The following is a 14,556-nucleotide window of genomic DNA, read 5'->3' as shown; positions in this document are numbered from 1 at the left end:
CGCGCAGCAGTCCCGCGACGCTGAGGTGCTGGCGTGAGAACGGACCACTCATCAATACCTGCCTCGCAGCTTGAGAAGGTCGTGGCAGTATACTGATTCGGCTTCAAAAGTTTACGAAAGATTTTTTTCGGCTCAAAGCCAACTTATTGTTTCTAAAGCAGATATTTTTGCGGCGGGAATTGCTGGATCACATCGGGTGCGCGGCTGGCCCGACTTCGACCACGGAGTCATCAGCCCGAATTCGCCTGCTCTCGCGGCTCAGACGCACGAATGAGGCCAGCCACTTCCCAGTCGGCGCCTGGCTCCGGTGGGTCGATTCCACCGAATGGAAAGACGCGGCCCTGCGGGTCGACCGCGAATAAGGGGGTCACCCGGTCGCCATGTTCCTCGAGGTAGTCTTCCCAGGCGAAGGCCGCGGTCAGCCCGGTGATGCGGATCTCGGCACCCTGTCCAAGCAGACTCGCGAGCTTGGCATAGGTGACCTTTTCGCCAAAGAGTGTCTGGTCGCGTCGGTGACGGCGGCGGATCTCGGCGGGCAAGCGCAAGTCGCGCTCGCCGGGCGGCAGCCGAAAGACCTTGTTGCGGCCGAAGACCTTGCCGAACTCGAGGCTGGTCAGGGTATTCAGATCCGTTCTCGGCGAGAGGGCGAACAAGAGCCCAAGGCCGGTGAGCTCGAGGTGATGCTCGGCATGCTCGGAGCTCGGGTTGCCGTAATAGGTCGGCAGGCCCTGCAGCCGTGCCTCGGCGACGTGATCCCAGTTGGGATCGGCGAGCAGCACCGGGAGCTCCAGCCGCTGCAAGGCAGCGCCGATGGCGCGGGCGACCGGGTTGGCGCCGACGATCAACACGCCGCGCGGCGGTGGCTCGCTGACGCCAAGCGCATTGGCGAGCGGCTTGGCAGTCGCGCTCTGCAGGATCACGGTGAACAGGATCACCAGAAAGGTCAGCGGTACCAGGGCCTCAGCGCCGGGATAGCCGGCCTCCTCGAGGCGCAGTGCAAACAGGGCGGAGACCGCGGCCGCAACGATCCCGCGCGGAGCGATCCAGCCGAGCAGCGCACGCTCGGACCAGGACAGCGATGTGCCCAGGGTGCTGGCAAGCACCGCCAACGGCCGGCCGAGCAGCTGCATCCCGAGTAGCAGTGCCAGGACGCCCCAGCCGAGCGCCGGGATCGCTGCGGGCTCCAGACGCGCCGCCAGCAGCACGAACACCCCGGAGATCAGCATCAGACTGAGGTTCTCCTTGAACGGCAGGATGTCGTCCAAGGGCACCCGTTTCATGTTTGCCAGCCAGATCCCCATCACCGTGACCGCGAGCAGGCCGGATTCGGCATGGATCTGGTTCGCGAGATGAAACACGGTAATCGCCGCGACCAGCGTGCCCAGGCTGTGCAGGTAAGCGGGCAGCCAATAGCGGCGCAGAACCACCCCGGTCATCCAACCGGCGGCGGCACCAATGACGGTGCCTTCAACGAGCAGCAACGTGAAGGTCAGCAGGGAGGCGCTCAGGCTGGCGCCTTCTCCGGTACTGAGCAGGAACTCAAAGACCAGGACCGCGATCAGCGCCCCGATTGGATCGATCACAATCCCTTCCCAGCGCAGCACACGCGCTACGCGCTGGTTGGGTCGCACGCTGCGCAGCAGCGGGCCGATCACGGTGGGTCCGGTGACGACGGTGATGGCGCCCAAGAGCACGGCGAGCTCGAGCGAGAGATCGATGAAGAACCAGGCGAGGGCCGTGGTGCTGGCCCAGGTGATCATCACCCCGAGCGTCAACAACCGTCGCACCGGCGCTTCCAGCCCGCGCACCTCGCGCAGGCGCAGGGTCAGCCCGCCCTCGAACAGGATGATCGCGACCGCCAGCGAGACGATCGGAAACAGGAGATCGCCGAATAAGGCATCCGGGTGCAGCCAATCGGTGAGCGGGCCGGCGACGATGCCGGCGGCGAGCAGGAAGACGATGGCCGGCAGGCGCACGCGCCAGGCCAGCCAGTGCGCCGCCAGCGACAGCACACCGATGCCGACCAACAGATTGGCCGCTTGATGCGACACGAAGGGTGCTCCGCGCTTCCTTTCGCTCAGGCGCTGGTCGCGCGGTCACCGGGAACGTAGGTCCAGTTCTTGACGCTCATTGGCGGTCAATCTTCATTGTGATTCAGTAGACCGAGCCATGCGGCAACGCTCCGGCGCGTCGATCGAGGTCGCATTGGGAAACATGCTCAACCAAGGGATGCGAAGGCCATAGCCATTGAGATCGACGGCCTCTTGGGGGCAGTTTTCACTCACTCTGCGGGCAATGGATTGCAGCCGAGCAGCATCGAACTTGAAATAAGGCGGCATGAAGCCGGCGTCCTCGTTCCTGAAGATCAAGGTGTCTGACGTGCCGGCCTTGACCGTTTCGATGCGGTATTGGACATCGCGGCCATCGCCGGTCGCGCCGGTAATCTGCACCTCCCAGGATTTCGGGCCCCAGCGCAGATACAAAAAGCCGAGAACCAGCACGATGAGGATCACGAGGCCGAGTTTCAGATTCCGTTTCATGAGGGGCAGTACCTGCTGAGTCGGGGGGTGTTGGAGAAGCGATTCGCAAGAGCCGTTGGCATTGATCGGCGGCCGGGCCCCGCAATGTGCGGGGCGAGTGCTTCCCGGCCGGGGAGCCGGGGACGATGACTACTCAGGAGCGTTCGTGTCGGATGAACCGCTAGACTCCCAAGCCTTAACGACCTCCTCGTAGGCCGCCACGAAACCGGCCTTGAGCTCATCCCAGGCGCTGTCCATACCCGACTCAAGCGCGCCATAGCGCTCGCCAAGTGCGTTGCGCGTGGCCCGTAATTGAGCCAGCGAGGCCTTTGCTTGCTCGCGCGCGCTCGTGCTCATCTCGGCCCACTGCTCGCGCAGCGTCTCCTCGCGCGCATCGATCTCCTGATCGAGGTGCGCCATCGCTTCCCGTGCCGCGCTCAGGGCCTGGTCGCGCTCCTGCGCCGAATACTCGGCGAGCGCTTGCATCGCCTCTGTGGCCTCCTTTTGGACCTGATCCGCGCTCATGCTCGCGGCGTCACCCTCGTTCGCCGCGAAGGCGAACGCCGGAGCGACGAGACCGCCCGCCAGTAACATCGCAAACAGCTGGTGTTTCAGTGACATCGTTAGGGTCCTTATTGATTGTTGTGCTGAGTGTCGTGCTGGGGTGATCGTGCGAACGTTACTTGAAGCGGGCAACGGCGTCGCTGACCGAGGCAGAGAGCTTGTTCCAGGCGTCCTCGGCACTGGCCTTCATGTCCTCCCAGGCATCATCACCGGCTGACTGAAGCTCCTCGAGCTTCTGCTTTGCCTCGTCTTGACGCGACTGTAGCTCGTCAATGGTCTCTTGATACTGGATCTTGGCATCCGCGCTGGCCTCGTTCGCCTTCGCGCGGAGCTTGTCAATCTCGGAATCCCATTGGTCGAGCTGGGCCTTGAGCTTGTCGATGTAGGCGTCTTTATCATTCATTGTTGGTTGTTCCTGATGGAGTGGTTGAGCCTTCATACTCAGCAGGTTCACGGTCCCTGCGTGATGAGCCGTTTTGCTGGCCTCAGCAGCAGAGCTGCAGAGGCGATTCAGCCCGGTGAATATAGCGTCATCTGCAGAACCGAGCTATTACATTTGATCGCCTCGGCGAAGAGAGCGCCGAGCGTTGGGCTCATCGCGCCAGCGCCTGGCTGATCGGCGTCGGCAGGGCGTTTTGCTCCAGATAGCTGGCGTCAAAGCCGGCTCGCTGCGAGAGTGCGTTGGTGTCGAGCAGTTGAATCCGGCCGCCGCGACGCGCCACCAGGCCATCCTGTACCAGCTGCCGGAAGCTGCGATTCGCATGCACCTGGCTCATCCCCAACATATCGGCGAGGATCGCCTGGGTGAGCGGAAATTGGCGTGTCTGTTCGGCCATCAGTCCGACTCGCTGCAGCCGATGGTTCAGCTCGACAAAGAGGTGCGCCATACGCTCCGTCGCATGGCGCCGACCGACTCGCACAATCTGCTCATCGAGCTGGCGCTCGCCCTGACCGGCGAGCCAACTCAACGCGACGGCCAAGCGTGGTGCCTGGCGGAACGCCTCGAAAGCGGGTTCGGGCGAGAAGCAGTGCACGCCGAGCGGTGTCACAGGCTCCACCGCATACTCCGCCGTTTTGAACAGTAGCGCAAAGAACCCGACCACATCGCCGGGCAATAAGACATTCAGGATCTGCCGGCGGCCATCGTCGAGCAGCTTGAACCGGATCGCCCAGCCCCGCGAGATCACCGACACCTTGCCAACGGTGTCTCCCTCAACGATCCAACTGGCGCCTTTGTCGAGTTCTTCCTCGTCGCACAGCAGCTTGTCGAGGAGGGTGAGCTCTAAGCTTCTCAAGCAGGTGAGAGACGTTAACTGTCGATGCAAAAAAGGATTCTTCATACAGCGAATCTGTGCGATGAACGCTACCAACGACCGAAGCTGTTTTGCTCAGGCATCGCGCAGCAGTTCGAAAGTCGACCCCGGCTGTTTCACGACTGGCCAATGATTTCGTGCCGGATGGCGTTTTGACGAGGGCGTTGCGCTAACTATGGATGATGGTATGAACGAGCTGCAGCTTATCCTGGATCACCGGGGTGACAACAAAGGGGTAGGCATCTGCCTGCCCCATACTGCGGTTGAGACTGTTGAGCGCGATCGTTAACGGAAACCAAGCCGCAGTGAGGCTGTGGAAATTTTTGGCCGTATAGGGATCAAACGAGGATTTCGTGGCGAGGTCCTCCGCCTGATCGACCCGCGGGGCCAGGCGTAAACCGAATTGCCAGGCGGTCTCGAGCGTGTCGACCATGTGCAGGTAGTGGGCCCAAGTCTCGGCCCAATCCTCCCAGGGGTGGGCGGCGGCATAGCTGCTGACGTAGTCTTGCATCCAGTCCGTTGGCGGACCCTCGGCGTAGTGTTTTTGCAGCGCTGCGTCGTAGTCGATGCGCTCATCGCCGAAGCAGTCGCGAAAATCGGCCAGCGTGCTCGAGTCCCGCACCAAGCGATCCCAGTAGTAATGGCCCGACTCATGACGGAAGTGGCCAAGGATCGTGCGGTAGGGCTCGGCCATCTCTTGGCGCACCTTCTCGCGCACGGCGTCATCGGCCTCGGCGATGTCGATGGTGATGAGGCCTTGCGCATGGCCGGTCATGACGCTGCTGTCTTCGTGAAACCGAGGGTTCGGGTCACCGAGAAAATCGAATGCAAGCCCATGCTCGGGCGACTGCTGTTTGCTCACGGGCGCCAGGCCGAGGCGCAGCAGGCTATACACGAGGCGGTGCTTCTCCGTCTGCAGGCGCTGCCAGAGCAGCAGATTCCCAGGCACCGAGAGATCCGGGATTGTCCGGTTCAAGCGACACGCTGGACAGAACCCATCCGTTTGCGTCGCTGGCACCACCCAATTGCAGGCAGCATGCTCGGCGTAGTTCGCGCAGGGGCGGAAGCCTGGGTTCGTGCTCCTGGCCTTGATGGGCTGCCAGTCACCGTTCGCGGCCAAATCAAAGGCGATGAGATCGAGCCTCGTCGGATCGAAGCCCAAGCGGTGGCCGCAAGAAGTGCACTCGACATTGTCGAAATAGAGGGTGTGCCCGCAGGCGTCACAGGAAAACAGTTTCATCAGGTCTCTCTTGCAACCGACCGGGGCATCGAGTGTTGAATCGGGCGTGCGCTAATCCGTCGTTTGCGCGCGAGCAAGCTCGATGCGGTCACGGCCGGCCTGTTTCGCGCGGTACAGCGCGCTATCGGCACGCCCGATGGCCTCCTCGAGCGGGTCGTCGGCGGCGACCTCGACAGCACCGATGGAGACCGTCTGGATGATCTGGTGTTCAGCGTCACCCATCTCGTGCGAGCCGGCTTGGACGCGCAGCCGCTCAAGCACGGGGGCGGCGGCATCGAGCGGCGTTTCGGGCAGCAGTACCAGGAATTCTTCGCCGCCATAGCGATAGACGGCATCGCGCGGACGCAGACTCGCGATCAAGCGCTCGGCCAGGGTCTCGAGCACGCGATCACCGAACGCGTGCCCGTAGGTATCGTTGACCGGTTTGAAGTGATCGGCATCGATCATGGCGATGGTGAAACTGCGCCCTGTTCGCCGGGCCTGGGCCTGCTCGCGCTCGAGATCGCGCTCCATGGCGACCCGGTTCAGCAGTCCAGTGAGCTCATCGACGTCGGTGAGGGACGCCGTGATGCCTGCCGCGAGGCGGTCCGCCACCAGATCGAAGTTGTGCATCTCACGCAGCAGTTGCGCGACTTGCTCGGCCGATGGTGCCTGGTCACCAGCTGCCCTCAAAGCCTCTTGGGCGCGCTTACTTAGCCGATCTTGCGCCCGCAGGAGCTTGTGGTAGGCAACGTGCGAGGCGATCAGTTCAGGCGGCCGGCTAGACAAGAAGGCCCGGAAATCAAGCTCCTCGGCGTCCTCGGAATCATGGAACGGCTCGATCTCGGAGGTTGGAAACTGCAGGCGAAAGAGCAGCTGAAGCCGTGCCTTGTGCTGCATCAGCAAGGCGAGCCGCAGATTGGCGTGGAACTGTTGCAGCGCGTCGCTTTCAAGATCATCGGCGATGGGTTTGGTCATCTGGGCTTCTTGCTTGCAGCTCCAATCACTGAGTGGTCGCGGTGGCCTGCCTAGAGGCATGCAGTGGCTCGAGTCGAGAGCAGATCATCGCCCTTGTTGACCATCACCTGGATGCGGGTGTCGCCCTGGCGGCCGAGCGGGGCGGGCTTGCGACCGAGCACGAGGTCCACAACCACCGACAGGTGCGAGACGCCATGGACCTTTAGGAATCGGTCAGGTCCACATCCGGGTGATCGCCCATCTCGGCCAGCGTCAGGGCCGGACGCAAGTCGAACCCGGCCGCTTGCGGCAGGGTCGCCAGCATCTGCTGATTGAACTCGTCGAGGCCGACGACGAAGACTGGGCCTTTCTCGGTCATGACATGACCCTTGGCGGTGGTCAATTCGCCTCCAGCGCTCCCGATGTGCCTTGTCCGCGCGTTCGCGTCTGGGTTCGGCTCATGGTGCCACGATGGTCCTACGCCGGCGGCGCCTGATTGGCGCGAGATTGAGGCAGGCACAGGCGCTACATTCTACTATGTGCCTAGCCGCTGCAGTCCATCAGGTATCAGGGCGCCACGCCGCGGGTGAGTGTCGCATGGCCGCTGCTCGCGCCAAAGCCCAGTCGGGGCGCATCTTCGACCATGAACCGCCTCTCGCAAACTATCGCGGCGGGCAGTGATGGCTTAGGCTTGCGTCTTCGCTAGCAGTTGTTGAAGAGGCCATGAACGATTACGAAGGCAACCCCGATCCTGAAGCGGTCGGTTTTCGCTATGAGGGCTATTCCTCGAGCGCGCGCTATGTCTTGGACCAAGGCCCGTATCAGGCGATTGTCCACACCGCTTGGGATGGCGGTTGGGGTTATACGATCTGGCGCGGCAACCACTGCGTGCTCGGCCGCTGCTCGGGGGCCTGGACGGCGGAGAAGGCCGCGCAGGCGGGCGCGAGCATGCTCGCGGCGCTGAACGCGAGCGAGCCCGAGTAAATGAATCTGGCACTGCATGACCTCGCGGATCACCTCAGCGCCTCCAAAGAGGAAATCGTCGATCGCTGGCGACAAGTCTGTGAGCGCGACGCCGAATTGGTGCTGGTCAGCCGGCTGACCCGCGAGCAGTTTCGCAATAACATCCCATCTGCGATCGATGAGGTTTGCCGCGCTCTGCTCGCCGACGGCGCCCCGCCCTCCACCGCGGCGATTGAGCAAGAGGTGGCCCGGCACGGGCACCACCGATGGAAACAGGGGTTCAATCTCCATCAGCTGATCCGCGACTGGGGACACTTCAACCAGGTCATGGTCGAGCGCATCGATGCGTTCTTCTGCGGGCGGGGTCCGGAGGACGCTCCGCAACGTTCCTTGGCGTTGCGGTGCCTTTCCGATTACATGCTCGAGGCGGCTAGCAGCAGTGTGCGACGGTTCGAAGAACTGCGGCAGGCGCAGGCGGCAAGCACAGCCGAGGATCTGAGAAACCTCCGCCAAGAGTTCGAGCAGCTGACCACGGCGCGAGGGCGGATGCTGCGTGAGGCAGCTCATGACCTTCGCGGGGGCCTCTCCGCTGTCGTTTCCGCCTCTGATGTCCTGAAGCTCTCGACCGAGGGCGACCAGTCGCTGAGTGATGTGCTGGAGACGATGGATCGCGGGATTCGCTCGGTCAGCGAGATGTTGGAATCACTGCTAGACCTGTCGCGACTGGAGGCCGGGGCCGACCCGCCGGAGCGCCGATCAGTGGATATTGCCGAGGTGCTAGCGGAATTGGTGCGGCAGCATCGCACCAGCGCCAACGAGAAGGGCCTGACGCTGCGTTGGGACGGTCCCGATAGCCTGTGGGTGTGCACCGACCCAGGTAAGGTGCGCCGGATCGCGCAGAACCTGCTGGTCAACGCCTTGCAGCATACCCGTCACGGCGAGGTTCGCCTGTCGTGCGCGCGAGGCAAGGACCATTGGGTCCTTGAGGTCGCTGATACCGGGCCCGGCATCCAGGATGTGAGCGGCTCGGCGGTGGCGCGAGAGCTTGACCGGCCGGAGCGAGGCCAGAGTCTACCCCAGCCGAAGACCACCCTGTCCTATACCGGGGAAGGGATCGGCCTGACCATCGTCAAACGCCTCTGCGAGATCCTGGATGCGGAGATCTCGCTGTCATCCAGGCCTGCAAAGGGCTCCACCTTCCGCGTCGAACTGCCACTCGATGAAGCCGGCAGCCAAGGCATTTAGCCAATGCGGGGCAATGATTGGCGGTCTATATTGAGGTGAGCTCAATAACGGTAAACGGATTCCTCGTGTCATCCGACGCTATCTTTACCGGTTCTACTTCGGGCGCGCGGGAGTATCGGCGACGTCTCAACGCCCGGTTGAGGGCAGCACCGATTTTAACGCCTCGCGACCGGCCGGCTTCAGCAGATGATCGTCGAATAGGCCGGCATCCTCGCCCAGCGAGCTGGCCGCATAACCTGAGACCGCGACCAGCTTCAGCGCGGCGCGCTCGGGCATCGCGGCGAGCCGCCGAGCGACCTCGATCCCGTCCATCTCAGGCAGGCCGATATCGAGCAGCACCAGGTCCGGCGGCGCCTCATGGATCGCGGCCAGCGCCGCTTCACCTGTGCTCACGCCGGAGGCCTCGTAGCCCATCGCGTTGAGCAGCATGATCGCCGAGTCCAGGACCTCGGTATTGTCATCGACGACCAGCACCCGATGCCCTTGCGCGGCGCCCTCGTCCGTCGGCGCACCGCCGCTCGACCGCTGCCCACGGCACTGATTGCCGTGCCGTACATCGGCTCGCGTCTCGTCCGTCGGCGCACCAGCGCTCGACCGCTGCTCGGGCTCCGCCCGCTCGTGCAGCTTGCTCGCATCGATATCAGCCAGCGGCAGATAGACCCGGAAGGTGCTGCCCCGTTGCAACCCGTCGCTGTGCGCCTCGACGCTGCCGCCATGCAGCTCGACCAGCTGCTTCACGAGGGTCAGACCGAGCCCCAAGCCGCCGTCGGCACGATCCAGCGAGCGCGGCCCCTGGCTGAAGGCATCGAACAGCCATTGCACCGCCTCGGGCTCCATCCCGCGACCATCGTCCTGGATGCACACCTGGGCGGACCGCTGGTCGGTCCCGAGCCGGACCAGGATATGCCCCCCGTCATCGGTGTACTTGGCCGCGTTGTGCAGCAGATTACTGAACACCTGAACCAGCCGCGTCTCATCGGCATCCACTGGCACCGGCGCATCGGGAAGCTCGGCCTCGAGCCGGTGCCGACGCTCCCGGATGTTCGCATCCATCGCCTGCAACGATTCCTGCAGCAGCTCACGCAGGTCCCTCGGTGCCCTGATCAGCTCGATCGCACCGCGGTTGATCCGGGCGACATCGAGCAGATCATGGACCAGCCGCTCGATATGGCGAACCTGCCGGTCGATCAGCTCCAGCGCTGTGCGCTGGGCGGTCACATCGGCCTCTGCCAGCGCAAGCCGGTCCAGCGCATTGCGCACCGGCGCCAGCGGATTGCGCAGCTCGTGGCCGAGCATCGAGAGGAACTCGTTCTTGCGTCGGTCAAGCTCCTCGAGGCGTTGCGCCTGGTCGAGCAGATCGGCCTCGAGCTTCTGGTGCTCGGTGACGTCCAGCGCCAACGAGAGCACCGACACCAGATGGCCATCCGGATCGCGCAGCGCCGAGTTGCACCATTCGCACCAGCGCTCGCCGCCGCCCTTGACTCGGTTCTGATAGAGGCCGCGGTTGCGCTCGGTCTCGCGGGTGAACAGCCGAGATAGCATCGACACCACCTCAGCCCGGTCATCGTCCATGAACAGGCCCAGCTCGTCGAGCGAGCGGGACATGGCCTCGGCCTCGGTCCAGCCGAATAGGCGCTCGGCCGCCGGCGACCAGCGCAGGATACGTTGCCGATCGTCCCATTCCAGCGCGGCCACCGGCGAATTCTCGATGTGCGTCTTGAGCCGCTCCAGGGTCTGCCGGTAGCGGCGCTCGGCCGCCTTCAACGAGCTCACATCGGTCAGGATGCCAATCGCGCCGGAGACGGCGCCCGCTTCGTCGAACAAGGGCGCGGCCGCCCCGACCACCTCCTTGATCGCGCCGTCATCCAGCAGGATCTCGATCTCGATCCCGTTCACCGGCTCGCCGGTCCGTGCGGCCACCTGCATCGGCAGCTCATCGGCCGCGAGCGCTTGCCCCCGCTGCCGCACACGATCGGTCAGCGCCGACGCATCAGCGCGCGAGAGTGATGGATTCGCATGCTGCGGCAGGCCGAGTAGGTGTGCCGCGGCATCGTTCATCGCAATGGACTCGCATGCCGGGTCCCGCGCGACGAAGATGCCGGCCGGGGCGGCATCGAACAGGGCCTGCAGCTCGTTCGCACGGGCGCGATTCTCGGCATTGAGGCGCTCGATTGCCTGCTGATTACGATGCCGCTCGGTCAGATCACTGACCAGGACGAACACCCCGATGATCTCGCCGTTCTCGCGTCGATCAGGGATATAGATCACATGGCAGTAGCGTTGCCCGGCCTCCCGATAGGGCAGCCAGCTATCGAACCGGACCGTCTCACCAGCCAGCGCCCGCTGCAGCTCGCCGCGAACGATACCGAAGGTCTCGTCACCGACGAGATCAGCGACCGCGGTGCCCACGAGCGACTCCGGCGAGACCCCGAACCAGTCCGCGTAGGCGGCGTTATTGAAGGTGTAGCGCAGCTCGGGATTGACTCGGGCAATCAGCGCCGGCATCGCATCGGCGATGCGCCGCAGCGCGGCCTCACTCTCGGCCAACGCGAGCTCGGCCTGCTTGCGCGCGGTCATCTCGGTAAAGGTCACCACGACGCCGCTGATCGGCACCCGCTCGGTCCGATACGGATGCAGCCGCCGTAGATACCATTCACCGGAGTCGCTCCGGATCTCACGCGCCGGCCGCTCCTCGCCAGCGAGCACCGCCTGCGCATCATCGATCAGATCGGGGTCATCGATGCTTCGAACGATATCGGTGATCGGTCGGCCGATATCGGAGGGGATCAACCGCATCAGCTGGGTCGCGACCGGGGTATAGCGGCGCACCCGCAGCCCCTGGTCGAGGAACAGGGTTGCGATATTGGTGCTGAACAGGAGGTTCGTGACGTCGTCGTTGGTCTGCTCCAGCTCCTGGATCTTGACCTCGAGCTGATTGTTCAGCGTGGTCAGCTCTTGGTTCAGGGACTGCAGCTCTTCCTTGGAGGTCTCCAGCTCTTGATTGCTCGATTGGAGCTCCTCGTTCATCGACATGACCTCCTCATTGGAGGCCTTGAGCTCCTCGTTGACGGCCTCCGACTCCTGGATGGTGGTCGTCAGCTCATGCCGGGTCGATTCGAGCTCCTGCGCCAGGACGTCCACCTGGCTGCGCTCCCTAGCAGCCACCTCGGGACGGAACCCAGCACGCAGCGGCACCGTCTCGAAGGTGATCAGCCGCTGGGCGCGGTTCGTCTCAGGCTCGGTGAGCGGCGTCACCGTGATCCGCACCGGCTCCCAAACCTCGTCCTGGCCGACGACCTGCGCATCCTCGGCAACCACCGGCCCACCGCTCGCCGCCGCATCACGCAGCGCACCGCGCAGCTTTGAGCGCAGCCCCTCATCCACGAGCCTGAGCACCTCATTGCTCGGGTCGCCAGTGCGCGGCCCTAGGTAGCGGCGGACGTCGCCGTGGTAGTAGAGGACCTCACCCTGATCGTCGACCAGCACCGCCGGCGGTGTAAACCGTTCCAGCAGCACCTGCTCGGTCCAGGGTCCATAACCACTCTTGTGACGGCGTGCGCTGGAGCCTGCACCGAGCCCGCGCGAGAGCGGGTGTCGGCCCGCATCGGAGAACGCCAGGGCAGAACGCAGATCGACATCGCGGCGCCGATAGATCCGCCATTTGCTCGAGAGCGTCGTGAACAGGCGCTCCTGACCGGCGAGATTCTCAGCGCTCCCCAGGAATAGGAAGCCCCCATCGACGAGCGCGAAATGGAACAACCGGATCAAACGCAGTTGATAGTCGCCGTCGACATAGATCAGCAGATTGCGGCAGCTGACCAGATCGATATTCGAGAACGGAGGATCAGCCAGCAGGTCTTGCGGCGCGATGATCACACGCTCACGCACGAACTTCTTGACCCGGTAGTGATCGCCCTCACGCACGAAGAAGCGCTCCAGACGCACCGGATCGACATCGGCGACCAAGCTCTCCGGATAACGTCCGGCACGTGCAACCTCGAGCGCGTCACGATCCACATCGGTCGCGAAGACCAGTACCTGATTCACGCGGCCGTCGGCCTCCAGCGCTTCGATCAAGAGCATCGCCAGGCTGTAGGCCTCTTCCCCTGTCGCACAACCCGGCACCCAGGCGCGCAGCGGTTCATCCGGACCGCGCTGCTCCAGCAACTCTGGAAGCGCGTTCGCGGCAAGCTCGTCCCATGCCTCGGCATCCCGAAAGAAGGCGGTGACGCTGATCAACAGGTCCTTGGTCAGCGCCAGCAGCTCGGCATCATCCTCGTTCAGCAGGCGCACGTACTCATCGAGCGAGTTGATCTGCTTCAGCGCCATCCTGCGCAACAACCGGCGGCGCAGCGTACTCGGCTTGTACCAGCTCAGGTCATGTCCCTGACGCGCCCGAATCAGGCCAATGATGTGCTGGGTCGCGGGCTCGTTCGCCGCATCGCGCGGCAGCCCGATGCCTCCCCCGCGCAGGTGCTCGAGATAGGCGGCCAAGGTGGCCGGCATCTTGGCAACCGGCAGCACATAGTCGACCTGACCGGTGGCGATGGCACTGCGCGGCATTCCGTCATATGCCGCATCACTCGGTTCCTGAACCATCAGCATGCCGCCGCGGATCTTGAGCAGGCCAACCCCGGCGGTGCCATCGCTGCCGGTGCCCGAAAGCAGGATGCCGATCGCCCACTCCTGCTGATCCTCGGCCAGCGAGCTGAAGAAATCATCGACTGGCATCCGCAGTCCACGCCGCGCGCGCGGCGCGGTCAGGCGCAGCATGCCCTCATCAATCGTCAGCGCCGTATTGGGCGGGATCACATGCAGCCGATCGGGCAGCACCGGCATCTCGTCCTCGACCTGCACCACGGGCAGCGCGGTCGAGCGCGCGACCAGATCGCTCATCATGCTCTCATGCTCAGGATGCAGATGCTGCACGAGTACGTAACCGGCCCCAAGATCAGCCGGCATCGCCTCGAACAACGACCGCACGGCCTCCAGGCCGCCGGCCGAGGCGCCAATCCCGACGATCGGGAAGCGCTGTGGATTCGTCGCGGTATCGGCGTTCACGCGTTCCTCCAACCCGGTCCGTTTGATCCAGCCCAGCTTGGCATAGTCGCGCGGTCAACGAGGCCGAGGCAAGTTCGGCTGCACAGGCAGAAGCGGCAAGCAGTAGCCCTGACAGCGGGCGGACGGGGCAGCCGGCGGAGCGGGCAGTTGGCGTCGACACATCACCGAACCGAACCGAACCGAATCAGCGCGCTCGCGGGGAACCGGCGCCTGCCCGAACAGCAGCGGCCCTCAGTGGGCGCCGAGGCCCTCCCGGATCAGGCGCCGTGAACGTTCAAGCCACCGGAAATGAGGCCCCGGAACGCAACCTGCATGATCGCGAAGACGTCGTTGGCAGCCGCGCCGGCCTTGATCATCGCGTGGCCCACCTGCTGCAACTGGAACCAACGCAGCAAGGTAAAAGCATGATTATACAGCCTTAATTGTGTCACTATTGGCTGCGACGCCAGGTATTGGACCAGGCGATGATCGAGGCCGCCACTCCGATGCGGTTCATGCGACAGCGTCCAGCGAGCGCGCCCGAGCAGTCGGTGACGCGCGTCACATCATGCCCGAACAGTATTCCACTACCCGGATTATGGAGATTACCATAGCCGCCTGATCGAGCCAATCATGGAGAGACAAGAGCTCATTCATCACCACGATCCTTAGCAGGCCGCTCCAATCTAGTAGAAAAAATGAACGATTGGAGCCTAATGCTCTTGCCACCACTACG

Annotated in this window: 13 protein-coding genes; 2 read left to right on the top strand and 11 right to left on the bottom strand. The window is 63.8% G+C overall.

Annotated features, from left to right (window positions below; translation table 11 throughout):
* Positions 1 to 230: 230 nt before the first annotated feature.
* The 9 genes from CKO40_RS11865 to CKO40_RS11830 form a co-directional block, all read right to left on the bottom strand.
* A complete protein-coding gene (locus tag CKO40_RS11865; protein WP_200346426.1) occupies positions 231 to 2,051 on the bottom strand; it encodes a cation:proton antiporter domain-containing protein in 1,821 nt (606 codons plus the stop codon).
* Between the two features lie 93 nt (positions 2,052 to 2,144).
* Positions 2,145 to 2,540 carry a DUF1523 family protein gene (locus tag CKO40_RS11860; RefSeq protein WP_200346425.1) on the bottom strand — a complete coding sequence of 132 codons (396 nt, stop codon included), beginning with the start codon at positions 2,538 to 2,540 and terminating at the stop codon, positions 2,145 to 2,147.
* Positions 2,541 to 2,669: 129 nt separating this feature from the next.
* Entirely contained in the window at positions 2,670 to 3,140 is a 471-nt protein-coding gene (locus tag CKO40_RS11855; RefSeq protein ID WP_200346424.1) for a hypothetical protein, read from the bottom strand.
* Positions 3,141 to 3,198: 58 nt separating this feature from the next.
* Entirely contained in the window at positions 3,199 to 3,486 is a 288-nt protein-coding gene (locus CKO40_RS11850; RefSeq protein WP_200346423.1) for a sll1863 family stress response protein, read from the bottom strand.
* Positions 3,487 to 3,676: 190 nt separating this feature from the next.
* Positions 3,677 to 4,378, bottom strand: coding sequence for a Crp/Fnr family transcriptional regulator (locus tag CKO40_RS11845; RefSeq protein WP_200346422.1), 702 nt, complete (start codon positions 4,376 to 4,378; stop codon positions 3,677 to 3,679).
* Positions 4,379 to 4,565: 187 nt separating this feature from the next.
* Entirely contained in the window at positions 4,566 to 5,636 is a 1,071-nt protein-coding gene (locus tag CKO40_RS11840) for a zinc-binding metallopeptidase family protein (RefSeq protein ID WP_200346421.1), read from the bottom strand.
* A 51-nt stretch (positions 5,637 to 5,687) separates the two neighbouring features.
* Entirely contained in the window at positions 5,688 to 6,593 is a 906-nt protein-coding gene (locus CKO40_RS11835) for a GGDEF domain-containing protein (RefSeq protein ID WP_200346420.1), read from the bottom strand.
* Positions 6,594 to 6,643: 50 nt separating this feature from the next.
* Positions 6,644 to 6,769 (bottom strand): hypothetical protein, encoded by a 126-nt coding sequence (locus CKO40_RS24940; protein ID WP_276570812.1) that lies wholly within the window; start codon positions 6,767 to 6,769, stop codon positions 6,644 to 6,646.
* Positions 6,770 to 6,795: 26 nt separating this feature from the next.
* Entirely contained in the window at positions 6,796 to 6,951 is a 156-nt protein-coding gene (locus tag CKO40_RS11830; protein ID WP_200346419.1) for a hypothetical protein, read from the bottom strand.
* 344 nt (positions 6,952 to 7,295) lie between these two features.
* Between CKO40_RS11830 and CKO40_RS11825 the strand changes: the two genes are divergently transcribed.
* Positions 7,296 to 7,556, top strand: a complete 261-nt coding sequence (locus tag CKO40_RS11825; protein ID WP_200346418.1) for a hypothetical protein — start codon at positions 7,296 to 7,298, stop codon at positions 7,554 to 7,556.
* Positions 7,557 to 8,780 (top strand): sensor histidine kinase, encoded by a 1,224-nt coding sequence (locus tag CKO40_RS11820; RefSeq protein ID WP_200346417.1) that lies wholly within the window; start codon positions 7,557 to 7,559, stop codon positions 8,778 to 8,780.
* Between the two features lie 126 nt (positions 8,781 to 8,906).
* On the opposite strand, the gene CKO40_RS11815 is transcribed toward CKO40_RS11820, so the two are convergent.
* Both CKO40_RS11815 and CKO40_RS11810 read right to left on the bottom strand, forming a co-directional pair.
* Entirely contained in the window at positions 8,907 to 13,841 is a 4,935-nt protein-coding gene (locus CKO40_RS11815) for a chemotaxis protein CheB (RefSeq protein ID WP_200346416.1), read from the bottom strand.
* A gap of 257 nt (positions 13,842 to 14,098) precedes the next feature.
* Positions 14,099 to 14,236, bottom strand: a complete 138-nt coding sequence (locus tag CKO40_RS11810; RefSeq protein ID WP_200346415.1) for a hypothetical protein — start codon at positions 14,234 to 14,236, stop codon at positions 14,099 to 14,101.
* Positions 14,237 to 14,556 lie beyond the last annotated feature (320 nt).

This window comes from Halochromatium glycolicum (assembly GCF_016584085.1).
Taxonomy (GTDB): domain Bacteria; phylum Pseudomonadota; class Gammaproteobacteria; order Chromatiales; family Chromatiaceae; genus Lamprobacter; species Lamprobacter glycolicus.
This window is presented reverse-complemented; position numbering and strand designations above follow the sequence as displayed.